The sequence below is a fragment of the Pseudomonas sp. StFLB209 genome, from assembly GCF_000829415.1.
Taxonomy (GTDB): Bacteria; Pseudomonadota; Gammaproteobacteria; order Pseudomonadales; family Pseudomonadaceae; genus Aquipseudomonas.
This window is the reverse complement of the sequence record NZ_AP014637.1, coordinates 2,375,668-2,399,956: the sequence shown is the minus strand read 5'-3', so window position 1 is coordinate 2,399,956 and position 24,289 is coordinate 2,375,668. Positions and strand designations below refer to the sequence as shown.

Below are 24,289 nucleotides of genomic sequence, written 5' to 3'. Positions count from 1 at the left end.
CCTGCCCCCCTTACATCGCGCACCACTTAGTGGCAACGTAGGCGCTGACCCGCCAGCTTAACGATGACTGCCGCCATGCCTGCACCTTCGTTTCATCCTGCCCATGTCAGCCCCTTTGCCCCGGCCATCGGGCTGGGTAACCCGCATCTGCAAACCCTCTGGGGTCCGCTGTTGCGGCGCGGCTTGCCGATTGAGCGAAGGCGCGAGCGCATGTGGCTGGATGACGGTGATTTTCTCGACCTGGACTGGAACGGCCCGCATTGCCCGGATGCACCGCTGGTGCTGGTCCTGCACGGCCTGACCGGCTCGTCGAACTCGCCTTATGTGGTGGGCCTGCAACGGGCCATGCAAGCGCAGGGCTGGGCCAGCGTGGCGCTGAACTGGCGCGGCTGCTCCGGTGAGCCGAACCTGCGCTCACGCAGCTATCATTCCGGGGCCAGTGAGGACCTGGCCGCAGTGGTCGCCCACTTGCGCGCCTTGCGACCACTGGCACCGTTGTATGCGGTGGGTTACTCGCTGGGCGGTAATGTACTGCTCAAGTACCTGGGCGAGTCCGGCGAACACAGCCAGTTGCTCGGTGCGGTGGCCGTCTCGGTGCCGTTTCGTCTGGATCAATGCGCCAACCGTATCGGCCAGGGGTTTTCGCGTATCTATCAACGCCACTTCATGCGCGAAATGCTCGGCTACATCCGTGACAAACAGCGCCGCTTTCAACACGAGGGGCTCAGCGAAGGGCTGGCCGAACTGGCCGCGCTCGGCTCGCTGGAAAACATGCGCACCTTCTGGGATTTCGACGGCCGGGTCACCGCGCCGCTGCACGGTTTTACCGACGCCGAGGACTATTACCGACGGGCTTCAAGCCGCTATTTTCTTGGCCAGGTGCGCACCCCGACGCTGATCATCCAGTCCATCGATGACCCGTTCGTGTTCGCCCACAGCCTGCCTGCGCCGGATGAACTGGCCTCGTGCATCGAATTCGAGCTACAGGCCAAGGGCGGCCATGTGGGCTTTGTCGAGGGTTCGTTGCGCCGCCCCGAATACTACCTGGAGCGGCGTATCCCACTGTGGCTGGGCATTGCCCACGAGCGGGACAATCCCTATCCCGCGACCTGACAACGCCTGACCCGGCCTCAGCCGCCGGTGGCGATTTCGCGCTTGGGGTCGGTAATCCACTCACTCCACGAGCCGGCATACAGGGCGCCCAACGGGTAACCGGCCAGCGCCATGGCAAACAGGTTATGACAGGCCGTCACGCCTGAGCCGCAGTAGGCCACCAGCTCGCTGGGAGGGCGGTCCTGCAGGGCGGCGGCAAAGCGCTCGCGCAGCTTTTCGGCCGGCAAAAAGCAGCCATCGGCGCCAAGGTTCTCGGTAAACGCCAGGCATTGCGCGCCGGGGATGTGCCCTGCCACCGGATCAATCGGCTCGACTTCACCACGAAAGCGCGGTTCAGCACGTGCATCGATCAGGCTCAGGGTTGGCCGCCCGAGACGCTTTTGCAGGCGTTCGGCGCTCAACACCAGTGAATTGTCCGGTTCGCCATTGAAATGACCTGGCTCGTTACCGGCCGGATCAAGGCTCAGTGGCAGGCCTGCCGCATGCCAGGTCTTGAGGCCACCATCGAGCAAATACACGCCGTCGCGCTTGCCCAGCCAGGCCAGCAGCCACCAGGCTCTGGCGGCAAAAGCGCCGGGGCCGTCATCGTAAAGCACCACCGTGCTGTCGTTGTTGATGCCCCAACTGCGCAACCGCTCGACCAGTGCGCGGGGCTCGGGCAGTGGATGACGGCCGGTCTTGCCCTTGCTCACCGGGCCACTGAGGTCGCGCTCCAGATCGGCGAACCAAGAGCGCTCGATATGGCCCTGGGCATAGCTGCGCTGCCCGTAGTCGGCATCTTCCAGAGCAAAACGGCAATCGAGAATCACCAGCCCTGGCTCCTCCAGCCTGGCGGCCAGTTCCCGGGGGCTGATCAGTTGCGCGAGAGGCATAAAACGAACTCCTGCAGACAGACAATCGAATAATCAGGCGACATCTATTTGTCGAGCATAGGCCGTGAGCAGGCACGCCGTCGACTGGCCTTTGGTAGACATGCCGCTTATGCAGTTGATCGGCAGGCATTGTAGAGTGGCCCCGGTTCATACCCCAAGGATCTGCCATGAGCGACACGCAGCAACGGCTGGACGCCGCCTTTTCTCTCCAGCGCCAGGCCTTTGCGGCCAACCCGATGCCATCAGTTGCGCAGCGCCAGGCGTGGTTGCGTGAGTTGGCGCAGCAGCTCAAGGCGCAGCGCCAGGCACTGGTGACGGCAATCAGTACGGATTTCGGCCATCGCAGTGCCGATGAAACCCTGCTGGCCGAACTGCTGCCCAGCCTGATGGGCATCCGCGATGCAAGGCGGCGCCTGAAGGGCTGGATGAAACCCTCGCGACGCCACGTCGGGCTGGCCTTCCAGCCGGCATCGGCGAAGGTCATGTACCAGCCGCTGGGGGTGGTTGGCATCATCGTGCCGTGGAACTACCCGTTGTTTCTGGCTATCGGCCCGCTGACCGGAGCCCTGGCAGCCGGCAACCGGGTGATGCTCAAACTCAGCGAGTCGACCCCCGCCACCGGTCAGTTGCTCAAGCAGATGCTGGCGCAGATTTTCCCGCAAGACCTGGTGTGCGTGGTGCTGGGTGAAGTCGAGGTCGGCATGGCGTTTTCCCGACTGCCGTTCGACCACTTGCTATTCACCGGCGCAACCGGCATAGGCAAGCAGGTGATGCGGGCCGCTGCCGAGCACCTGACCCCGGTGACCCTGGAACTGGGCGGCAAGTCGCCGGCCATTGTGTCTCGTGACGTGCCGCTAGCGGATGCCGCGCAACGGCTGGCCTTCGGCAAGACCCTCAACGCCGGGCAAACCTGTGTGGCCCCGGATTACGTGCTGGTGCCCCGGGAACGCCTCGACGGCCTGGTCGAAGCCTTGCGCCACACAGTCCAAGGCTTCTACCCGGAGCCGACCCGCAACCGCGACAGCACGCACATCATCAATCAACGCCAGCGCCGTCGCCTGCAGCATTATGTGGATGACGCCATCGGCAAAGGCGCCCAGGCAATCGTCCTGCAACCGCAGGGTCAGGACGGCCAAATGCCGTTGACACTGCTGCTGGATGTCGACGACAGCATGCAGGTAATGCAGGAAGAGATCTTCGGGCCGCTGTTGCCGGTATTGCCTTACGACACCCTGGAACAGGCGCTGGGCTGGATCAACCAGCGCCCACGGCCACTGGCCCTGTATTTCTTTGGCTACGACAAACACGAGCAGCGACAGGTGCTGGAGCGCACCCACTCAGGCGGGGTGTGCATCAACGACACCTTGCAACATGTCGCGGTGGACGACCTGCCGTTCGGCGGCATCGGCCCTTCGGGGATGGGCCATTACCATGGCCGCGAAGGTTTTCTGACCTTCAGCAAAGCCAAGAGCGTGCTGATCAAGCCGCGCCTGAACACCACACGGCTCATTTACCCGCCGTACGGCAAAACCCTGCAGCGGCTGATCCAGTGGCTGTTTATTCGCTGACAGCGCAACGTTGGCCGATCGGCGCCAATGTCCGATAATCGGCCCTTTACGACTGATGTCGCAAGGCTGCCGCTTGGCCCGATGGGCGCGGCTGCGATACCATCCCAGTCCCTCAACGGACTCCTGACAGGACGACGCGATGAACCGAGTGTTGTATCCAGGCACCTTCGACCCGATTACCAAGGGCCACGGCGATCTGGTCGAACGCGCCTCGCGCCTGTTCGATCATGTGATCATTGCCGTGGCGGCCAGCCCCAAGAAGAACCCGTTGTTCCCGCTCGAGCAACGGGTTGAGCTGGCCAGGGAAGTAACCGCCCATCTGCCCAATGTCGAAGTCATCGGCTTCTCGACCCTGCTGGCGCAACTGGCCAAGGAGCAGAATGCCAATATTCTGCTGCGCGGCCTGCGTGCGGTGTCAGACTTCGAGTACGAATTCCAGCTGGCCAACATGAACCGACAACTGGCCCCGGACGTGGAAAGCCTGTTCCTGACTCCGTCGGAGCGTTACTCGTTCATCTCTTCGACCCTGGTCCGGGAAATCGCCGCTTTGGGTGGCGATATCACCAAGTTCGTCCACCCGGCCGTGGCCAATGCGCTGACCGAGCGGTTCAAGAGCAATTGAAAGCGACAGCCTGCTGCAGCACTTTCAGGTAATAACCCTAGAAACCTCAAGGTGCATCCTGGAGCCTAATGCGGCACAATTCGCCGCATTGGCTTTCATATGCCCGGATGCGACCCGCGGCAGGAGTGTTTCATGTCCCTTATCATCACTGACGATTGCATCAACTGCGACGTCTGCGAACCAGAGTGCCCGAACGAAGCGATTTCCCAGGGCGAAGAAATCTACGTGATCGACCCCAACCTGTGCACCGAGTGCGTGGGCCACTACGACGAGCCGCAATGCCAGCAAGTCTGCCCGGTCGATTGCATCCCGCTGGATGAAAACCGGGTCGAAAGTAAAGACGAGCTGATGACCAAATACCGGCTCATCACCGGTAAAGCCTGACCATCATTGCTTGGCAAGGAATGCCTGTTGTTGAATCCTGATCGAAGACGTTCCGGCCTGTTCGGCGCTCTGTTCGCGTTCTGCGTTCTGCTTGCGCCACTGGCTCAGGCCGCGCCGCTGCCAGACCAGGCGGCCATCGCCAGCCCTCACGCCCAAGCGACCGAGGCCGGTCAGCGAATTCTGGCGGCAGGCGGCAATGCCTTCGATGCCGCCGTGGCAGTCAGTGCCGCCCTGGCGGTCGTCGAGCCGTATGGCTCCGGTCTTGGCGGCGGCGGCTTCTTCCTGCTGCGCGAGGGGGGTGATCAGCCGCAGTATCGGTTTATCGATGCACGGGAAAAGGCGCCACTCCAAGCCACTTACGATCTGTATCAGCGCGACGGCAAGGTGCAGGCCCAGCTGTCGCTCAACGGTGCACTGGCCGCTGCGATTCCGGGTTTGCCCGCTGCACTGGTGGAACTGGCCGAGCACTATGGCCAGTTGCCGCTCAAGACCTCATTGGCACCGGCCATCGCCTTGGCCAACAGCGGTTTTGCAGTAGACCCCATCTACCAGAAGCGCGCCCGCATGCGCCTGTCAGCCTTGCGCGACGACCCGGAAAGCGCACGGCTGTTTCTCGACAACGGTGATATCCCAAGTATCGGCACCCTGATCCGCCAACCGGAACTGGCCGTGACCCTGGAGCGCCTGGGCCGCGATGGCCGCGAAGGTTTTTATGGCGGTGAGACCGCGCACCAGTTGATCGCCGGTGTCCAGGCTGCAGGCGGTATCTGGACCCATCAGGACTTGCAGCAATACCAGGTCGCCACTCGCCAGCCGCTGCGCTGGCCACTGGCACAACAACGCGAGTTGATCAGCGCCCCGCCGCCCTCCGCCGGCGGCGTGGCGCTGGCCCAGAGCCTGACCATGCTTGAACACCTGCCATGGAGTGAAGCCCAGGGCAGCCAGCGCATCCATTACGTGCTGGAGGTGCTGCGCCGCGCCTACCGTGACCATGGCCAGTTGGGCGACCCGGATTTCGTCAGCAATCCGATCCCGCAGTTGCTGGACCGTCAGTACCTGAAAACCCTGGCCGCCAGCATCGATCCACAGCATGCGACCCCAAGTGCCGAGTTACCGCCCTCGCCCGCCTGGCGCGAAGGCGATCACACCACCCATTTCGCCGTGCTCGACCGCGCCGGCAATGCGGTGTCGGCGACTCTGTCGATCAATCTGCCATTCGGCGCAGCCTTTAGCGTGCCCGGCACCGGTGTGGTGCTCAACGACGAGATGGATGACTTTGCCGCCGACCCGCAAGGCAGTAATGCTTACGGGCTGGCGGGCAGCCAGGCCAATTCGATTGCGGCGGGCAAGCGACCATTGTCGAGCATGAGCCCCAGCTTCATCGAAAGCCCCCAGGCCTTCACTGCGTTCGGCACACCGGGTGGCAGCCGTATTCCGAGCATGGTACTGCTGGCCATGCTGCAGTACCTGGACGGCCAGCCAGTCCCGGCCTGGCCAGCACAGCCCCGCTATCACCACCAATATCTGCCGGACGTGGTGGAATTCGAACCGGGAGCGCTGAGCGCGCAGATCCAGGCACAGCTAAAGAGCCGCGGCTACAGCCTCAAGCAGACCGCCGACACCTTCGGCAACCAGCAGGTGCTGTTGTGGGACAAGCAAAAACGCAGCGTTGAGGCGGCCAGTGACCCACGTGGCGTGGGGGCTGCGAGGGTCTTTGATTGATCTTCACGCTGTCTTGCAAAGACGGGCCTTGTGGAGCAGCCGGGACGCCTTCGCGGCTGAAGCCGCTCCTACCGGTTTCGACAGCCGTCATTCCTGCCTGTTGTAACCATCTCCGGTGCAGCCCAGACAGCGCACGAAGGCAGCCTTGCCCGGATCGACCACCAGTGCCTTGCCTGCACGACCGATGCCGCCGCCGGTGGCGGTGAATGGCAGGGAGATGACAAACAGGCCGGCACCGGCCACGGTGGCGGCAATCAGTAGCGGTCGGGCGATCAGCAGGTCACCGATCATGGCAAAAGCCGGCGGGTTCTGGATTTCATAGACCGGGTCGCCACTGGCATCCGGGCGATCAAACGCGGCCATGGCCGGCATGGCCTGCAGGCCGATGGACAAGGCCAGAGTGGCAGCGAGAATGCGAAACGGGCTCATGCTGGATCCTTGGGCTGGGTAAGTGCAATGCGCCTAACTATAAACAGCGACTGCGGTTACGCAAGGCCCAAGGTCATGCAACAAATCTCCGGCCGGTAACAGATCAGGCTCAGCGCTGACACTTCGGACAAAAGACCGTGGCGCGCTGACCCAGTTTGATTTCCCGCAACAGACTGCCGCACACCTTGCACGGTAGCCCACCCCGGCCATAGGCGAACAGCTCCTGCTGGAAATAGCCGGGCTTGCCATCACCACCGATGAAATCACGCAAGGTGGTGCCGCCACGCTCGATGGCATAGGCCAGGATACGCTTGATTTCGACGGCCAGCTTTACATAACGCGCTCTGGAAATGCTGCCCGCCTCACGGCGCGGGTCGATACCGGCAGCGAACAAAGCCTCGGTGGCGTAGATATTGCCGACCCCGACCACCACCGCGTTGTCCATGATGAACGGCTTGACCGCGATGGACTTGCCCCGCGACTTCTCGTACAGGCGCAGGCCATCGAACAGATCGGTCAGCGGCTCCGGCCCCAGGCGCACCAGTAACTCGTGATTGTGCGGGTCCTGACTCCAGAGCATGGCGCCAAAGCGCCTTGGGTCGGTGTAGCGCAGCGCCAGCCCCGACTCCAGCTCGATATCCACATGTTCGTGCTTGAGCGCCGGCAGACCCGCCTCGACCAGGCGCAGGTTACCGGACATGCCCAGATGGCTGATCAGCGTACCGACTTCGGCCTGGATCAACAAGTATTTGGCGCGTCGCCCGACCTCGACAATGCGTTGCCCCGAGAGGCGCACATCCAGGTCTTCCGGCACCGGCCAGCGCAGGCGGTGATCGCGCACGATCACCCGGCTGACCCGCTGACCTTGCAGATGTGGCGCGATACCGCGGCGGGTGGTTTCGACCTCTGGCAATTCAGGCATCAGTGTCCGCTCAGTTCGCGGATGCTTTCTTTGAGGTACTCGAAATCGTATTCGGACAAACCGACATAATCGAGGACCAGCGGGCCGACCACTTCCCACTCGTGGTCGGCCTCCTGATTGCCCAGCACCTGGAAGGACTGGCAGATGTGCTCGGCCATCTTCAGCGGCCCCAGCAGGTTTTTCAGCGGGGCATTGCGGCTCGATTCGTCCTGGAAGATCGCCAGGGCATTGTGGTGGTTGGCGATGGCCGCACACAGGTGTTCGGGCAACCGCCATGATCTGGCCGTGTAGTAACCGACCACCGCATGGTTGGTATCGAACGCGGCGTTTTCGGTGTCCACCACCCGGTGGCTCTCGTTGGCGTTGGCGTAGGCGTTTTCCAGCACTTGCATGTAGTCGGGGAAACGCTTGAGCATCAGCGGCACGCCGCAATCGTGAAACAGCCCCAGGGCATAGGACTCGTCGACCGTCTGCGAGCCGATGCGCTTGGACAGGGTCAGGCTGGTCATCGCCACGTCCTGGGCTGTGTCCCAGAAGCGGTTGAGGGTCACGATGGTCTCGTCGCTCATCTCGCCCTTGATCGACTGGGCGTTGATGAGGTTGATCACCGTACGACTGCCGAGCAGGTTGACCGCACGGTCGATGGACGCAATTTTGTTGGTCAGCCCGAAATGCGCCGAATTGACGATTTTAAGCAAAGCCCCGGAAAGCCCCGGGTCTTGGGAAATCAGTTTGGCGATGGTGCCCAGATCAGGATCGGGCATGTACTGCTCCATCTGCAAATCGACAAGGATCTGCGGCTGCGCAGGCACGCTGATACCTTGCAGGGCTTGCTGAATCTGCTCGGGGGTCAGTTCGGGGGTCAGCTCTTGGGGCATAGGTACGTACTCGAGGCCATGATCGGATTTTGCCCCCTTAATCAATAACGGTCCATCACCAAAACGGGTGATTTATTCTGAACTTTGCCGCCAGCCATGCTTCGGAACTAAAGACACCGGCAGCCAGCGAGCGGTCTCGACCGCCCGCCTGACAAGGCCTGCCCCAAGTCTGCACACCGATTCAGGAGAGCCTCATGTCCACATCCCTGCAGGGTAAACGCGTCGCATTTTTGGTAACCGATGGTTTCGAACAGGTCGAGCTGACCGGCCCGCAACAGGCTCTGGAAGCCGCTGGCGCGGCCACCGAGATTCTGTCCAGCCAGTCAGGCCAGGTCAAAGGCTGGAACCATGACCAGCCGGCCGATGATTTCAAGGTCGACCGCACCTTCAAACAGGCCGCCGAACAAAACTACGACGCCGTCGTGTTGCCGGGCGGAGTACAGAACTCCGATACCATCCGCATTGACCCCGACGCTCAGCACATCGTACGCCTGATCAACGGCCAGAACAGGCCATTGGCCGTGATCTGCCACGGTAGCTGGCTGCTGATCAGCGCTGACCTGGTGCGCGGCAAGAAGCTGACCAGCTACAAGACACTCAAGGATGACCTGGACAATGCCGGTGCCGACTGGGTCGATGAACCGGTGGTCATCGACGGCAACCTGATCAGCAGCCGCGACCCCAATGACATCCCGGCCTTCAACGAGGCGTTGCTCAAAGCCTTGTCCTGATCGTCGATTAATTCACGTCATCCCGGCCGGTAACCGGGGTGACGCGCTATAATCCCGCTCTTTTTTCCGGAGCGACGTGATGTCTCTGCCCAGCCTGCGCCTCAAAGCCAACGCCGACCGCCGCCTGCGGGCCGGTCACCTGTGGGTCTACAGCAACGAGATCGACGTTGCCGCCACGCCCCTGAACAGGTTTTCGGCAGGTGACCAGGCCGTCCTGGAAGCCGCCAGCGGCAAACCGCTGGGCATCGTGGCCATGAGCCCGAACAACCTGATCTGCGCCCGCCTGTTGTCGCGCGACATCAAGCTGCCGCTGGACAAGTCGCTGCTGGTGCACCGCCTCAACGTTGCCCTGTCGCTGCGTGAACGGCTGTTCGACAAACCCTTCTACCGTCTGGTCTACGGCGACTCAGACTTGCTGCCAGGCCTGGTGGTAGACCGCTTCGATCACATTCTGGTCGTGCAACTGGCCTCAGCCACCATGGAACAGCACAAGGACGACGTGATCGCCGCGCTGGTCCAGGTGCTCAAGCCCAGCGGCATTCTGTTCAAGAACGATTCCAGCGCCCGCGACGCCGAAGGGCTGAACCGCTACGTCGAAACCGTCTACGGCGCCGTACCTGACTGGGTCGCGCTGGAAGAAAACGGCGTGAAGTTCGAAGCACCGGTGCTTGACGGCCAGAAGACCGGCTGGTTCTACGACCACCGCATGAACCGCGCGCGCCTGGCACCCTACGTCAAAGGCAAGCGCGTACTGGACCTGTACAGCTACATCGGTGGCTGGGGCATCCAGGCCGGTGCGTTCGGCGCCAGCGAAGTATTCTGCGTCGACGCCTCGGCCTTTGCCCTGGACGGCGTAGAGCGTAACGCGGCGCTGAACGGCTTCGCGGAAAAGGTCACCTGCATCGAAGGTGACGTGTTCGAAGCCTTGAAAGAACTCAAGGCCGCCGAAGAGCGTTTCGACGTGATCGTCGCCGACCCGCCAGCCTTCATCAAGCGCAAGAAAGACCTGAAGAACGGCGAAGGCGCCTACCGTCGCCTGAATGAACAGGCCATGCGCCTGCTCAGCAAGGACGGCATCCTGGTCAGCGCCTCGTGCTCGATGCACCTGCCTGAAGATGACCTGCACAACATCCTGCTGACCAGCGCCCGCCATCTGGATCGCAACATGCAAATCCTTGAGCGCGGCGGCCAGGGCCCGGACCATCCGGTGCACCCGGCGATTCACGAGACGCGCTACATTAAGAGCATCACCTGCCGGTTGCTGCCTAACAGCTGATACACAACGCAGCTTCAGTTACCCGGGTCTTTTTCAGGATCCGGGGCATTCTCCCCGCTTGACTCCATAGCCGCTACGCCCTGCAGGTCCATGCTCAAACCCTCCGTAGCTTTCCTGAAGGACGCACCGACAGCCAGCTGAACACCCAACGCAATGACAAACCCTAGCATCACCACGCCATCCGGTATGGGATCGTCCGTAGAAAGGCGATAAAGCACCATGGCGAAGAAGCCCCCACCAAGAATACCCATAATGGCCAAGACAGGCCTGAAAGAACTTATCGGATTTCCCAGTGCACGAATCGCATCGCACTGCGCTTCAGTGGCAACCTGCTCAGCACAGCAGGAAGGACACGCAATAGGCTCCAGAGCAAAAATCCTGATTTGCTGTTTATAGCCAGGTACAAATTGCTTCTGACATTCGCCACACGTCACCTTGAGCCCCACCACAGCGACAAACTTGCTGCCCACCTCTTCACCTCATCACTTGAGCCGACCGACGCCAGCGAGATCCATTCAGTGCGGGCATCCTATCGGGACGATAAACGAGGGAAAAACCCTCGACAGCAACTTCAGAAAATCCCTACAAACAAAACTGCTTTGTCGCAGGATGATTTACCGCACGACGATCAGACGCCATGCCAAGCACGCCCGAGCGGTGTAGAATCGGCGCTATTCATCGCCAGTCATCCCCCGGCGGGTTTATGAGCTCAGGCCGAGTGCACGGTGATCCCGTAGCTTTCGGTTATTTCCCTGCATGCGATCAATGCCGTCTTGCATGTGGATCACTAGAAGCTCACTCCCCTTGATGGGCACCTCTGAAAACGCAGGCGAGGCAGTCAGCGCAAGGCGAAACAGGCAAGGAAGCGCAGTGTGCTGAAGCACATGAGCATTCCGAGTCCGGTTTCAACGCAGCAATGACAACGCAGGCCGTTTTTAGAGGTGTCCGACTGATTAGCCTGATTTGCCGGAGTCCCCCAATGCCTGATTATCGTTCCAAGACTTCCACCCATGGCCGTAACATGGCCGGTGCCCGTGCCCTGTGGCGTGCCACCGGCATGAAAGATGACGACTTCAAAAAGCCGATCATCGCCATCGCCAACTCCTTCACCCAGTTCGTACCGGGCCATGTGCACCTCAAGGACCTGGGCCAACTGGTCGCCCGTGAAATCGAACGCGCCGGCGGCGTGGCCAAAGAGTTCAACACCATCGCCGTGGACGACGGGATCGCCATGGGCCACGACGGCATGCTGTACTCGCTGCCGAGCCGCGAGATCATCGCCGACGCCGTCGAGTACATGGTCAACGCGCACTGCGCCGATGCCATCGTGTGCATTTCCAACTGCGACAAGATCACCCCCGGCATGCTGATGGCCGCCCTGCGCCTGAACATCCCGGTGATCTTCGTTTCCGGCGGTCCGATGGAAGCCGGCAAGACCAAACTGGCCAGCCACGGTCTGGACCTGGTCGATGCCATGGTCATCGCCGCCGACTCGACCGCCAGTGACGAAAAAGTCGCCGAGTACGAGCGCAGCGCCTGTCCGACCTGCGGTTCGTGCTCCGGCATGTTCACCGCCAACTCGATGAACTGCCTGACCGAAGCCCTGGGCCTGGCCCTGCCGGGCAACGGTTCGACCCTGGCGACCCACAGCGACCGCGAGCAGCTGTTCCTGCAGGCCGGGCGCACCATCGTCGAGCTGTGCAAGCGCTACTACGGCGAGAACGACGAGTCGGTATTGCCGCGCAACATCGCCAACTTCAAGGCGTTCGAGAACGCGATGATGCTCGACATCGCCATGGGCGGTTCGACCAACACCATCCTGCACCTGCTGGCAGCGGCTCAGGAAGCCGAGATCGCCTTCGACCTGCGCGACATTGATCGCCTGTCGCGCGTGGTGCCGCAGCTGTGCAAGGTGGCACCGAACATCCAGAAGTACCACATGGAAGACGTGCACCGCGCCGGCGGCATCTTCAGCATCCTCGGTTCGCTGGCCCGTGGCGGCCTGCTGCACACCGACCTGCCGACGGTGCACAGCCGCTCGATGGAAGAAGCCATCGCCAAGTGGGACATCACCCAGACCACCGATGAAGCGGTGCATCATTTCTTCAAGGCAGGCCCGGCCGGCATCCCGACCCAGACCGCGTTCAGCCAGTCGACCCGCTGGGAAAGCCTGGACGACGACCGTGAGAACGGCTGCATCCGCAGCTTCGAGCACGCCTACTCCAAAGAAGGCGGCCTGGCCGTGCTGTACGGCAACATCGCCCTGGACGGCTGCGTGGTGAAAACCGCCGGCGTGGACGAGTCGATCCATGTCTTCGAAGGCAACGCCAAGATCTTCGAAAGCCAGGACAGCGCGGTGCGCGGCATCCTCGCTGACGAAGTGAAAGCCGGCGATATCGTGATCATTCGCTACGAAGGTCCGAAAGGCGGCCCGGGCATGCAAGAAATGCTCTACCCGACCTCCTACCTGAAATCCAAGGGTCTGGGCAAAGCCTGCGCCCTGCTCACCGACGGCCGCTTCTCGGGCGGTACTTCGGGCCTGTCGATCGGCCACGCTTCGCCTGAAGCAGCATCCGGCGGTGCCATCGGCCTGGTGCGTGACGGCGACAAGGTCCTGATCGACATCCCCAACCGCTCGATCAACCTGCTGGTCAGCGACGAAGAACTGGCTGCCCGCCGCGTCGAGCAAGACAAGAAAGGCTGGAAGCCGGTCGAAGTCCGCCCACGCAAGGTGACCACCGCCCTGAAAGCCTACGCCCTGCTGGCCACCAGCGCCGACAAGGGTGCGGTGCGTAACAAGGCGCTGCTCGACGGTCTCTGAGTTGGTGCGGTAAATAAAAAACCGGTGCATTGCGCCGGTTTTTTTATGCTGCCGAGGGTAGGAGCGGCTTCAGCCGCGAAATCTTCGCCGCTAAAGCGGCTCCTACGAGGCTCCGCGTTTGCTGTGCGGCAGCGCGGCGCCGAGGCAGCGGGTAATCTTTTACTGAATCTCCTCCGGCTTGACGATCACCCAGTTCTTGTCCGCCGTTACCGGCAGCCCTTCTTTGGCCTGAGCTTCGGCATTGGCCTTGATCATGCCGTTAAGCTGGGTCATGTACTTGTCCTTGCGGTTGATCCACAGGTGTACGCCGCCCTTGTTGACGTCTACCCCGTGAAACAGCATGTAGCCGTCGCTGGTCGGTGTATCGCCAGCCACCAGTACCGGTTTTTTCCACTGGTCGATATAGGTCAGGATCGCCGCCTGTTTGCCCGCCATCCAGGTGGCCGGGGTCCACAGGTAGGGGGTCAATTCCAGATCCAGGTTGGCTTTGGGGTCATATTGCTTGTCGGTGATCTGTTTGCGCGCGGTGGTCAGTTGCTGGGTTTTGCGATCCTTGAGCATCATGGTCACGCCGATGACGTTTTCCGGTTTGACGTTGTAGCCGTACTTCGGATCGGAGGCGACCATGCGCACCAGTTCTTCGGAAGCGGCGGTCATCACATAGACCTCGATGCCGTTCTCCATCAGCTTGTTGTACAGCTCGGTCTGCCCGGTAAAGATCTTCGGCCGCTGGACTTCAAGGGTCTTGACCGTGTCGCCATCGTAATAAGTGGCCGGGATCGGCTTGTCGAGGGCCATCAGCTCATCGACGTAGCCTTTGAGTTCCTTGAGGGTAAAGCCTGAGAACACCTGGGCCACCCACGGGTAGCAGACCATATCGTCCAGTTCGCACAGGCGGTAGTAGTAACTGAACAGGCTTTCTTTATGTTCGGCGGTGTCTTTGAAGGGGATGAGTTTCAGCGAGGGGTCGAGCTTGTCACGGGTGATCAGGCCTTTGCTTTCCATGTACGGCAGCAGTGACTCTTCGAGGTCGAAGCGATAGCTGGTGTTGTCCATGTCGAACACCGCGTAATTGCCTTTGTTGGCGTTGGCCGCAATCATCGCGTCCAGCGCCTTGGCGGCGGGTTCTGGCCAGTGTTTGAGTTCCGTGGCCGATGCCTGCAGGCTTAGCCCCAGGCCCAACCCCATGCAAAGTGCGGCCGCTAACAGTCGTGGTGCAAAGTTCATCGTGGTGCCCCTTCGTGGTAGATGAGGCCGACCGTAACAAAATTGCATTGCAGCTAGCGCATCGCTGCGACCGCTTCGATTCCGATCACGCCAGACTCTTTGCCATGCGCGACAACCGACCACGAAAGCGACACTTTTATGACACAAAGATGACTTAAGTGCCCTGGCGTTCCCAGACATCGAAGTGGTAAGCCGGCTTGTCGCCCTCTGCCGCATTGGGCTGGGTCGATACCCGTTGCCATTGTGCGGTGTCGAACTCCGGGAACCAGGCATCGCCCTCAACGCTGAGTTCAATGCGGGTCAGGTACAGACGATCTGCGTGGGGCAAGCCCTGCGCATATAACTGCTGGCCGCCGATGAGCATCACCTCGGTCACGCCCTGCTCTTGCGCCCATTGCTCGGCACGCTCCATTGCGGCCTCCAGCGAGCTGAACACCTCGGCACCATCGAGGTGCAGGTCGCGCTGGCGGCTGACCACCAGGTTCAACCGGCCAGGCAAGGGTCGCCCCAGCGAATCCCAGGTCTTGCGCCCCATGATGACTGGCTTGCCCAGGGTCGTGGCCTTGAAGTATTTAAAGTCCCCCGGCAGATGCCAGGGCATGGAGTTGTCGATGCCGATCACCCGGTTTTCGGCCATGGCGGCGATCAGGCTGAGAGGAAGATGCTTTTTCATACGCCCAAGAATACAGGGAACTGTTAGCCCTCAATAGCTCTCCCAGCGGTTATGCTCGCTATCTGTAATCTTTCAAGAGATGTTGTGTGACTGCCCCGACTCCTCTAGACACCCTCTGGCTGACTGAAGCCGTACGCCTGCGCGAAGCCCAGGCCGGCCTGCTTGATGACCAGCAGGCCAACCGCCAGGCGCGCAGCGTCGGTGGCGACCTGCAGGCCCGTATTCAACAGCGCGCCCTGTGGCTGGCTGAACGCGACGGCATGACGGCTGCATTGCGGCGCTGGAAGCAGGGCGCCCGCCTGGCATTACTGGCGTTGCTGCTGGTCGCGGTCATCAGCGGCGCCGGGCTGGCGTTCGCCGCGCTCGGGGATACACCCGGCTCGATCAACGTGTTCCGGGCACTGGGCAGCTTGCTGGGGCTCAACCTGCTACTGTTGCTGGGCTGGGCGCTGGGCATGCTGCTGAGCCGGCACACCGGCGCCGGCCTGGGCCAATTGTGGCTGTGGCTGAGCAACCGGCTGGCCCGCGATGCGCAAGCCGTGCAACTGGCGCCCGCCTTGCTGGTGATGCTGCAACGCCAGCGCCTGGAGCGCTGGGTGCTGGGTTTGTTAAGCAATGCGCTGTGGCTGGTGGCGCTGTTGAGTGCGTTGATCACTCTGCTGGCAATGCTCGCCACCCGGCGTTACGGTTTTGTCTGGGAAACCACCATTCTGGGCAGCGACACCTTCGTCAGCCTCACCCAGGCGCTGGGCCGCCTGCCAGCCCTGCTCGGCTTCAGCGTACCGGATGCCGAGACCATCCGCGCCAGTGGCAACAGCATCAACGGGCTGGAACAGGCCAGGCAAACCTGGGCGGCCTGGCTGATCGGGGTGTTGCTGATCTACGGCATCCTGCCACGCCTGCTGTTGACCCTGCTGTGCCTGTGGCGCTGGCGGCGCGGTCGTGACGCGCTGGCTCTGGACCTCGACGATCCGGCCTGGCAACCGCTGCGCGAACGACTGATGCCAAGCAGCGAGCGGCTCGGCATCAACGATGCAGCCCCCGAGCGGCTGCATGAGGTGGGCACACCTGATGCTGCACTCAGTAGCGACGGCGCGGTGCTGGTCGCCCTCGAACTGGACAACCAGCACGACTGGCCGCCCCGGCACGCACCGCACGTACTCGACGCAGGCATTCTCGACAGCCGCGAATCCCGCCATCGCCTGCTGGAGCAACTGACCGGTACGCCACCGGCACGCTTGCTGATTGCCTGTGATCCACGCCGCTCACCGGATCGCGGTAGCCTGGCGCTGCTCGCCGAGCTGGCGCGCAATGCCGGCCAGACCCGCCTGTGGCTGCTGCCGGCACCCGCAGGGCAAAGCCTTGATCCCGAGCGACTTGGCGACTGGCACGAGGCGCTGAATGCGCTGCAACTGCCTTACACTGAGCAACCCGCCATGACCTGGCTGGAGTCCGGCCATGACTGAAACCACTCATGTATTGAAACTGGCCGTGGTCGGCCACACCAATGTTGGCAAGACCTCGCTGTTACGCACCCTGACCCGCGATGTCAGCTTCGGTGAAGTCTCGCATCGGCCCAGCACCACTCGGCACGTGGAAGGTGCCCGGCTTTCGGTAGACGGCAAGCCGCTGCTGGAGCTGTACGACACGCCCGGCCTGGAAGATGCCATCGACCTGCTCGACTATCTGGAGCGGCTGGCCAGCGGCGAACGCCTGGATGGCCCGGCACGTCTGGCGCGGTTTCTCGATGGTAGCGAGGCCCGCCAGCGCTTCGAGCAGGAAGCCAAGGTGTTGCGCCAGTTATTGAGCTGCGATGCCGGCTTGTACGTGATTGATGCCCGCGAACCGGTACTGGCCAAGTACCGTGACGAGTTGGCGGTACTGGCCAGTTGCGGCAAACCCTTGTTGCCGGTGCTCAATTTCGTCAGCAGCGCGCAAGCCCGTGAAGGCGACTGGCGCGAAGCGTTATCGCGGCTGGGCCTGCATGCGCTGGTACGCTTCGACAGCGTTGCCCCTCCTGAAGACGGTGAGCGGCGCCTGTACGAGAGTCTGGCGTTATTGCTGGAAACCGCGCGACCGCGCCTTGAGCGGCTGATTGACGATATCGAGGCGCAGCGCGTTGCCCGCCGTCACAGTGCCGCATTACTGATTGCCGAGCTGTTGATTGACTGCGCTGCCTGCCGACGCAGCGTCCAGGCCAGTGCCGATCCGGAGCGAGAGGCCATCGAAGCCTTGCACCAGGCCATCCGGCAACGCGAACAGCAATGCGTCGAAGCCTTGCTCAAGCTCTATGCGTTCCGCCCTCAGGATGCTTCAGCCGCCGATCTGCCGTTGCTCGACGGCCGCTGGGGTGACGATCTGTTCAACCCGGAAACCCTGCGCCTGCTGGGCGTGCGAGTCGGCGGCGGCGTCGCGGCCGGTGCCGCCGCCGGGGCCGGTGTAGATTTGCTGGTCGGCGGCATCACGCTGGGTGCTGCGGCGCTGGCAGGCGCCATTGCCGGGGGCGCGCTGCTGACTGCTCGCAGTTACGGCAATCGCCTGCTCGGCAAACTCAAGGGCCAACGCGAGCTGACCGTGGACGATGCCGTGCTGCGCCTGCTGGCCTTGCGACAACGGCAACTGCTGCAAGCACTCGGCAGCCGGGGTCATGCAGCGATGCAAAGCATTGAACTCAGCGCCCCGCAAGACACGCAATGGCGCGAAGGCAAACTGCCCGCCCCGCTGCGCAAGGCGCGGGCACACCCGCAATGGTCAGCACTGAACCCCCACGCGAAGCTGAATCAGGCAGAGCGGCAGGATACCCGCGAAGAACTGGCGCAACTGCTGCTGGCGGTGTAGCTGCTTCAGCGACGAAGCTATCTCACCTCTCGTCGCCAAGCAGCTCGCGAGCAAACGCGCTCCTACCGCAAAGGCTGGCAGCCCGGTATCATCGCGCGCCCGTGATGACCACCACCAGAAAATATAATGAAACCCACCCTGATTGCCGCCGCTGAAATCGACCGACTGGAGACCTGGGCCAAATATTCGAGCCACATGTGCGGAGGCTGCATGTCCAGTTGCTGCACGCTGCCGGTGGAAGTGAAGATCAAGGACCTGATCCGCATCGGTGTGGTGGATGCCTTCGAACAGGGCGAGCCGCCGAAGAACATTGCCAAGCGCCTGCTCAAGGAAGGCATCATCGAGCGCTTCAACCAGAAATCGGGGATTTTCACGATACAGCGCATGAGCAATAACGATTGCCTGTATCTGGATCGCAAGAGCCGGTTGTGCACGATCTACGACAAGCGTCCGGACACCTGCCGCAACCATCCGAAAGTCGGCCCGCGCCCCGGTTATTGCGCCTACAAGCCCAAGCCTGCCGAGAAACAGCCACGCAGCACGGCGCCTCAGCCGCCAACACGGTTTTCGCTGGACTTCTAAGCAAACCGACCCAGCAATCCGCGTCAGCCGCAATCCCGTTCACTCAAGCGCCGCCAGCTACTGTAGGAGCGACCTTGGTCGCGAAGACGGCGGCACATCCACAACAGATGTAGTGTTTTTACTGGCCTCTTCGCGACCAAGGTTGCTCCCACCGGGGCATACAGTGCTTGAGTGAACAGTATTGGCTTTAGCCGCAATACTTCGTGGCTAAAGCGGCTCCAGAGTTCAGGGTTTGCCGGGCGAACTTTCACAAAGCAAACAAAAAGCCCCCGGTCTTGCGACCGGGGGCTTTTTGTTTTCAGCCGGTTAACCGATTACTCAGTTCTTGGCTTTCTTGGCAGCGCGGGTACGCTCGCCTTCGTCGAGGATCTTCTTGCGCAGACGGATCGACTTCGGCGTCACTTCGCACAGCTCGTCGTCCTGGATGAATTCCAGAGCCTGTTCCAGCGTGTGGCGAACCGGCGGAACCAGGGCGATGACTTCGTCCTTGCCCGAAGCACGCATGTTGTCGAGCTTCTTGCCTTTGGTCGGGTTAACGCCCAGGTCGTTGTCACGGCTGTTCAGACCGATGATCTGACCGTTGTAGATGTCCTGGCCGTGCTCGATGAACAGCTTGCCGCGAGCCTGCAGGGTTTCCAGCGAGTAGGTCAGTGCCTTGCCGGTTTCGACCGAAACCAGTACGCCGTTCAGGCGGCCGGACATCTGGCCTGGCTTCATGGTGTCGTAACGATCGAAGATCGAGGTCAGGATGCCTGCACCGTTGGTCAGGGTCAGGAACTGGTTACGGAAACCGATCAGACCACGCGCCGGGACGTTGTATTCCAGACGCACACGGCCTTTACCATCCGGCACCATGTTGGTCAGGTCGCCCTTACGCAGACCCATCTCTTCCATCACCTTGCCCTGGGATTCTTCAGGGATGTCGATGGTGACGTTTTCGAACGGTTCCTGCTTCACGCCGTCGACTTCACGGATGATGACTTCCGGACGGCCTACGGCCATTTCGAAGCCTTCGCGACGCATGGTTTCGATCAGCACCGACAGGTGCAGCTCACCACGGCCGGAAACCTTGAACTTGTCAGCCGAGTCGCCTTCTTCAACGCGCAGGGCAACGTTGTACAGCAGCTCTTTGTCCAGACGCTCTTTGATGTTACGGCTGGTGACGAACTTGCCTTCTTTACCGCAGAACGGCGAGTCGTTGACCTGGAAGGTCATCGAAACGGTTGGCTCGTCAACGGTCAGCGGCTTCATGGCCTCGACGTTGTTCATGTCGCACAGGGTGTCGGAGATGAACAGCTCTTCGAAGCCGCTGATGCAGACGATGTCGCCCGCGGTGGCTTCTTCGACGTCTACACGGTGCAGACCGTGGTGACCCATCAGCTTGAGGATACGACCGTTACGCTTCTTGCCTTCGGTGTCGATAGCGACAACCGGGGTGTTTGGCTTGACGCGGCCACGGGCGATACGGCCCACACCGATGATGCCCAGGAAGCTGTTGTAGTCCAGCGCCGAGATTTGCATCTGGAACGGACCGTCAACGTCAACGCTTGGCGCCGGGACGTGGTCGACGATGGCCTGGTACAGCGCGGTCATGTCTTCGCCCATGGCAGTGTGGTCCAGACCGGCGATGCCGTTCAGGGCCGAGGCGTAGACGACCTGGAAGTCCAGCTGGTCTTCGGTGGCGCCCAGGTTGTCGAACAGGTCGAAGATCTGGTCCAGAACCCAGTCAGGACGCGCGCCCGGACGGTCAACCTTGTTGATCACCACGATTGGCTTCAGACCGGCTTCGAATGCCTTCTTGGTCACGAAGCGGGTTTGCGGCATAGGGCCGTCCTGGGCGTCGACCAGCAGCAGTACCGAGTCAACCATCGACATCACGCGCTCTACTTCGCCACCGAAGTCGGCGTGGCCCGGGGTGTCGACGATGTTGATGCGGTAGTCGTTCCAGCGAATGGCGGTGTTCTTCGCCAGGATGGTAATGCCGCGCTCTTTTTCCTGGTCGTTGGAGTCCATCACGCGCTCGTCGTTGAGCTCATTGCGCTCCAGAGTGCCGGACTGACGCAGCAGTTTGTCTACCAGGGTGGTTTTACCGTGGTCAACGTGCGCGATGATGGCGATGTTACGTAGATTTTCGATCACTTGTGTATCTCGATCAGAGGATTCGGTTTGCTGCCACTGGAGCAGCGATTAGCGTTTGAAGCGTTAGACGTCGGCCGAGGCCATAAAGGCGTCGGGGGGCCGGTGACGCAAGCCACAGGCAAACAGCCCCGGGCGTTTAGCTCGGTCGATATACGCGCACATTGGCATGCCCCTCACTGAGCAGGTGATGAGCATGCAGGCGGCTCATGACGCCTTTGTCGCAATACAGCAGGTACTGGCGGGTGTAATCCAGTTCCTTGAAGCGGCTGTTCAATGCATAGAACGGCACGGCTTGTACTTCCACGCCAGGCACTTCCAGCGGCTGGTCTTCCTGGGCATCCGGATGACGGATGTCGATAATGACCTGGCCGGCCAGGGCCTGGCTGACTTCTTCTACCTCGACATCCTGGCCCAGGTCATCGATCACCTGATCGATGGTCACCAGCCGGGCACGCTCAAGCGCGCGATCGAGGGCTGCCATGTCGAAACGGGTTTCTTCGTGTTCGACGCGATAACGCTTGGCATTGGTTTTCGGGTTGACCGAAATCACCCCGCAATATTCAGGCATGTGCCGGGCGAACTCGGCGGTGCCGATTTTGGTCGCCAGGTTGACGATGTCCTGTTTGTCGGTCGCCACCAGCGGGCGCAACACCAGCTTGTCAGTGGCCGAGTCGATGATCGACAGGTTCGGCAAGGTCTGGCTCGACACTTGGGAAATCGCCTCGCCGGTTACCAGCACGTCGATGTCCAGGCGGTCAGCCATGGCCGATGCTGCGCGTAACATCATACGCTTCAACACTACACCCATATGACCGTCGTCGACTTTCTGCAGGATTTCGCCCAGCACTTCCTCGAACGGTACGCTGATGAACAGTACGCGTTGCGAGCTGCCGAATTTCTTCCAGATGTAGTGCGCAACTTCCATCACGCCCAGTTCGTGGGCACGCCCGCCCAGGTTGAAGAAGCAGAAATGGGTGACCAGGCCGCGGCGCATCATCTGATAGGCGGCTACGGTCGAGTCGAAACCACCGGACATCAACACCAGGGTCTGCTCCAGTGCGCCCAGCGGATAACCGCCAAGGCCCTGGTGCTGGCTGTGGATGACGAACAACCGTTCGTCGCGAATCTCCATGCGCACCAGCAGTTCGGGGTTTTTCAGGTCGATGCCGGCGGCGCCACATTGCTGGCGCAACTGGCTGCCGACATAACGTTCGACGTCCATCGAGCTGAATGCATGCTTGCCGGCGCGCTTGCAACGCACCGCAAAGACCTTGCCCGGCAACAGATCGGCGTAGTGCTCTCTGCACTTGGCGACGATGTCGTCCATATCGCCCAGCGGGTATTCAGCCACCTGCAGGAAATTGGCGATACCTGGCATGCAGCACAGCCGCTCGGTGATGCCCTGAAGGATCTTCGGATCGGTCAGCCGGGTCTCGACCTCAAGGTTGTCCCATACACCACCCACGACGATATTTTCGTCCAGCTCGCGCAGCACGGTACGGATGTTCTTGCCCAGCTGGCGAATGAACTTCTTGCGCACCGGTGGGCTTTTGATGGTGATTTCTGGGAAAACTTTGACGATGAGCTTCATGAAAACGCTACGTAAGGATCCGGCTGAAAAAAGAGGGGCGCGGATTATAGCGGAAATTGCTCAAGGTTTAACCAACTATCGTACACCCGAATGTCGACGCACCAAAAAGGATCACAATCGATCAGTTCGGCAACATAACAGTGCATGAAATGTACAAAAAAACGACATTGACCTCAGCAACATGCGCAGAATCGGGCATCGCGCCCAACTCGGGGCACTGGCATGCAATTTGCTCCCTTGTGAGGCAGGTTGCCTTGGCAGAGTATTCTGCGCCGGCACTACCCAAATTCAGGGGCCAAACAATAGCAACGGTCCCAACCCACCCGGAGGACACCATGTCGAAGTCGGTTCAACTCATCAAAGATCATGACGTTAAATGGATTGATCTGCGCTTCACTGACACCAAAGGCAAGCAGCAACACGTCACCATGCCGGCACGCGACGCGCTGGACGAAGAGTTCTTCGAAGTCGGCAAGATGTTCGACGGTTCCTCCATCGAAGGCTGGAAAGGTATCGAAGCCTCCGACATGATCCTGCTGCCGGACGACGACTCCGCCGTGCTGGACCCGTTCACCGAAGAGCCTACCCTGATCCTGGTCTGCGACATCATCGAGCCGTCGACCATGCAAGGCTACGACCGCGACCCGCGCGCCATCGCGCACCGCGCCGAGGAATACCTGAAATCCACCGGTATCGGTGACACCGTGTTCGTCGGTCCAGAGCCTGAGTTCTTCATCTTTGACTCGGTCAAATACAAGTCCGACATCTCCGGCTCGATGTTCAAGATCTTCTCCGAGCAAGGCTCGTGGATGACCGACCAGGACGTCGAAGGCGGCAACAAAGGCCACCGTCCAGGCATCAAAGGCGGCTACTTCCCGGTTCCACCGGTCGACCACGACCACGAAATCCGTACTGCCATGTGCAACGCACTGGAAGAAATGGGTCAGGTCGTTGAAGTTCACCACCACGAAGTGGCAACTGCCGGCCAGAACGAAATCGGCGTGCAGTTCAACACCCTGGTCAAGAAGGCTGACGAAGTTCAGACCCTGAAGTACGTTGTGCACAACGTTGCCGACGCCTACGGCCGCACCGCGACCTTCATGCCGAAGCCGCTGTACGGCGACAACGGCTCGGGCATGCACGTCCACATGTCCATCGCCAAAGACGGCAAGAACACCTTCGCCGGCGAAGGCTATGCCGGTCTGTCCGACACCGCTCTGTACTTCATCGGCGGTATCATCAAGCACGGTAAGGCCCTGAACGGCTTCACCAACCCGTCGACCAACTCCTACAAGCGTCTGGTCCCAGGCTTTGAAGCGCCGGTAATGCTGGCCTACTCGGCGCGTAACCGTTCGGCTTCGATCCGTATTCCTTACGTTTCCAGCCCACGCGCACGTCGTATCGAAGCCCGCTTCCCGGATCCGGCTGCCAACCCGTACCTGGCCTTCGCTGCCCTGCTGATGGCCGGTCTGGACGGTATCCAGAACAAGATCCACCCAGGCGATGCAGCCGACAAGAACCTGTACGACCTGCCACCAGAAGAAGCCAAGGAAATCCCGCAAGTGTGCGGCAGCCTGAAAGAGGCCCTGGAAGAACTGGACAAAGGCCGTGCGTTCCTGACCAAAGGCGGCGTGTTCTCCGACGACTTCATCGATGCCTACATCGAGCTGAAATCGGCTGAAGAAGTCAAAGTCCGCACCTTCGTACACCCTCTGGAATACGAGCTGTACTACAGCTGCTGATTCCTTGTACGCCGGCCTCGCCGGCGTATCGAGAGGCCACCTTCGGGTGGCCTTTTTTGTTTATGCAGGCCTCGGCCATGCTTGCAAGACTAATGCTGGCCAGCCACGCACATCGCACGAATCTGCATTATGCTGAGCCCTCATCGCTCCCGTTGCTGT

The 24,289-nt window shown here is 61.2% G+C and carries 21 protein-coding genes; 12 read left to right on the top strand and 9 right to left on the bottom strand.

All coding sequences use genetic code 11. The features are described 5' to 3' along the window. Window positions 1-75: 75 nt before the first annotated feature. Window positions 76-1,113: a hydrolase gene (locus PSCI_RS11000; protein WP_045486375.1), complete on the top strand. Its 1,038-nt coding sequence runs from the start codon at window positions 76-78 to the stop codon at window positions 1,111-1,113. A 17-nt stretch (window positions 1,114-1,130) separates the two neighbouring features. Here PSCI_RS11000 and PSCI_RS10995 read toward each other — a convergent pair whose 3' ends face one another. After that, on the bottom strand, window positions 1,131-1,985 hold the full coding sequence (locus tag PSCI_RS10995; protein WP_045486372.1) for a sulfurtransferase: 855 nt from the start codon (window positions 1,983-1,985) through the stop codon (window positions 1,131-1,133). A 167-nt stretch (window positions 1,986-2,152) separates the two neighbouring features. Between PSCI_RS10995 and PSCI_RS10990 the strand changes: the two genes are divergently transcribed. The 4 genes from PSCI_RS10990 (at window position 2,153) to ggt (ending at window position 6,281) form a co-directional block, all read left to right on the top strand. Further along, window positions 2,153-3,553: a coniferyl aldehyde dehydrogenase gene (locus PSCI_RS10990; RefSeq protein WP_045486369.1), complete on the top strand. Its 1,401-nt coding sequence runs from the start codon at window positions 2,153-2,155 to the stop codon at window positions 3,551-3,553. A gap of 139 nt (window positions 3,554-3,692) precedes the next feature. Then, on the top strand, window positions 3,693-4,175 hold the full coding sequence (gene coaD, locus PSCI_RS10985; RefSeq protein WP_045486366.1) for a pantetheine-phosphate adenylyltransferase: 483 nt from the start codon (window positions 3,693-3,695) through the stop codon (window positions 4,173-4,175). A 132-nt stretch (window positions 4,176-4,307) separates the two neighbouring features. Continuing rightward, complete coding sequence (locus PSCI_RS10980) at window positions 4,308-4,559, top strand: YfhL family 4Fe-4S dicluster ferredoxin (protein WP_045486363.1); 252 nt, start codon at window positions 4,308-4,310, stop codon at window positions 4,557-4,559. Window positions 4,560-4,628: 69 nt separating this feature from the next. Further along, window positions 4,629-6,281, top strand: a complete 1,653-nt coding sequence (gene ggt / locus PSCI_RS10975) for a gamma-glutamyltransferase (RefSeq protein ID WP_045494133.1) — start codon at window positions 4,629-4,631, stop codon at window positions 6,279-6,281. Window positions 6,282-6,368: 87 nt separating this feature from the next. On the opposite strand, the gene PSCI_RS10970 is transcribed toward ggt, so the two are convergent. The 3 genes from PSCI_RS10970 to PSCI_RS10960 all read right to left on the bottom strand — a co-directional run bounded on the left by PSCI_RS10970 (window position 6,369) and on the right by PSCI_RS10960 (window position 8,444). Beyond that, entirely contained in the window at window positions 6,369-6,710 is a 342-nt protein-coding gene (locus tag PSCI_RS10970; RefSeq protein WP_045486360.1) for a hypothetical protein, read from the bottom strand. Between the two features lie 109 nt (window positions 6,711-6,819). After that, a complete protein-coding gene (gene mutM, locus PSCI_RS10965; RefSeq protein ID WP_045486357.1) occupies window positions 6,820-7,632 on the bottom strand; it encodes a bifunctional DNA-formamidopyrimidine glycosylase/DNA-(apurinic or apyrimidinic site) lyase in 813 nt (270 codons plus the stop codon). Further along, window positions 7,632-8,444 carry an HDOD domain-containing protein gene (locus PSCI_RS10960; protein WP_162484349.1) on the bottom strand — a complete coding sequence of 271 codons (813 nt, stop codon included), beginning with the start codon at window positions 8,442-8,444 and terminating at the stop codon, window positions 7,632-7,634. The genes mutM and PSCI_RS10960 overlap by 1 nt, the downstream gene beginning before the upstream one ends. Window positions 8,445-8,704: 260 nt before the next feature. Between PSCI_RS10960 and PSCI_RS10955 the strand changes: the two genes are divergently transcribed. Continuing rightward, complete coding sequence (locus tag PSCI_RS10955; protein ID WP_045486355.1) at window positions 8,705-9,241, top strand: type 1 glutamine amidotransferase domain-containing protein; 537 nt, start codon at window positions 8,705-8,707, stop codon at window positions 9,239-9,241. Window positions 9,242-9,320: 79 nt separating this feature from the next. Then, window positions 9,321-10,517, top strand: coding sequence for a class I SAM-dependent rRNA methyltransferase (locus PSCI_RS10950; protein WP_045486352.1), 1,197 nt, complete (start codon window positions 9,321-9,323; stop codon window positions 10,515-10,517). 14 nt (window positions 10,518-10,531) lie between these two features. Here PSCI_RS10950 and PSCI_RS10945 read toward each other — a convergent pair whose 3' ends face one another. Further along, a complete protein-coding gene (locus PSCI_RS10945; protein WP_045486350.1) occupies window positions 10,532-10,987 on the bottom strand; it encodes a hypothetical protein in 456 nt (151 codons plus the stop codon). Between the two features lie 509 nt (window positions 10,988-11,496). Here PSCI_RS10945 and ilvD point away from each other — a divergent pair. Continuing rightward, entirely contained in the window at window positions 11,497-13,338 is a 1,842-nt protein-coding gene (gene ilvD, locus PSCI_RS10940) for a dihydroxy-acid dehydratase (RefSeq protein ID WP_045486348.1), read from the top strand. A 159-nt stretch (window positions 13,339-13,497) separates the two neighbouring features. Here the strand turns inward: ilvD and PSCI_RS10935 are convergent, their stop codons facing one another. Together PSCI_RS10935 and PSCI_RS10930 are read right to left on the bottom strand one after the other, a co-directional pair. Next, complete coding sequence (locus tag PSCI_RS10935; RefSeq protein ID WP_045486345.1) at window positions 13,498-14,565, bottom strand: phosphorylcholine phosphatase; 1,068 nt, start codon at window positions 14,563-14,565, stop codon at window positions 13,498-13,500. 154 nt (window positions 14,566-14,719) lie between these two features. Then, entirely contained in the window at window positions 14,720-15,238 is a 519-nt protein-coding gene (locus PSCI_RS10930) for a dihydrofolate reductase (RefSeq protein WP_045486342.1), read from the bottom strand. An 86-nt stretch (window positions 15,239-15,324) separates the two neighbouring features. Between PSCI_RS10930 and PSCI_RS10925 the strand changes: the two genes are divergently transcribed. The 3 genes from PSCI_RS10925 to PSCI_RS10915 all read left to right on the top strand — a co-directional run bounded on the left by PSCI_RS10925 (window position 15,325) and on the right by PSCI_RS10915 (window position 18,658). Next, on the top strand, window positions 15,325-16,704 hold the full coding sequence (locus PSCI_RS10925; RefSeq protein WP_045486339.1) for a DUF2868 domain-containing protein: 1,380 nt from the start codon (window positions 15,325-15,327) through the stop codon (window positions 16,702-16,704). Next, window positions 16,697-18,076 carry a GTPase/DUF3482 domain-containing protein gene (locus tag PSCI_RS10920; protein ID WP_045486336.1) on the top strand — a complete coding sequence of 460 codons (1,380 nt, stop codon included), beginning with the start codon at window positions 16,697-16,699 and terminating at the stop codon, window positions 18,074-18,076. The genes PSCI_RS10925 and PSCI_RS10920 overlap by 8 nt, the downstream gene beginning before the upstream one ends. 126 nt (window positions 18,077-18,202) lie before the next feature. Beyond that, window positions 18,203-18,658, top strand: a complete 456-nt coding sequence (locus PSCI_RS10915) for a YkgJ family cysteine cluster protein (RefSeq protein ID WP_045486333.1) — start codon at window positions 18,203-18,205, stop codon at window positions 18,656-18,658. Window positions 18,659-18,976: 318 nt separating this feature from the next. Here PSCI_RS10915 and typA read toward each other — a convergent pair whose 3' ends face one another. Together typA and thiI are read right to left on the bottom strand one after the other, a co-directional pair. Next, on the bottom strand, window positions 18,977-20,797 hold the full coding sequence (gene typA, locus PSCI_RS10910; protein ID WP_045486331.1) for a translational GTPase TypA: 1,821 nt from the start codon (window positions 20,795-20,797) through the stop codon (window positions 18,977-18,979). A gap of 136 nt (window positions 20,798-20,933) precedes the next feature. Beyond that, the gene (gene thiI / locus PSCI_RS10905) at window positions 20,934-22,388 is read right to left on the bottom strand and encodes a tRNA uracil 4-sulfurtransferase ThiI (RefSeq protein ID WP_045486328.1); all 1,455 of its coding nucleotides are present in this window, start codon (window positions 22,386-22,388) and stop codon (window positions 20,934-20,936) included. 335 nt (window positions 22,389-22,723) lie between these two features. Between thiI and glnA the strand changes: the two genes are divergently transcribed. Further along, entirely contained in the window at window positions 22,724-24,130 is a 1,407-nt protein-coding gene (gene glnA, locus PSCI_RS10900) for a glutamate--ammonia ligase (protein WP_045486325.1), read from the top strand. Window positions 24,131-24,289: the final 159 nt, after the last annotated feature.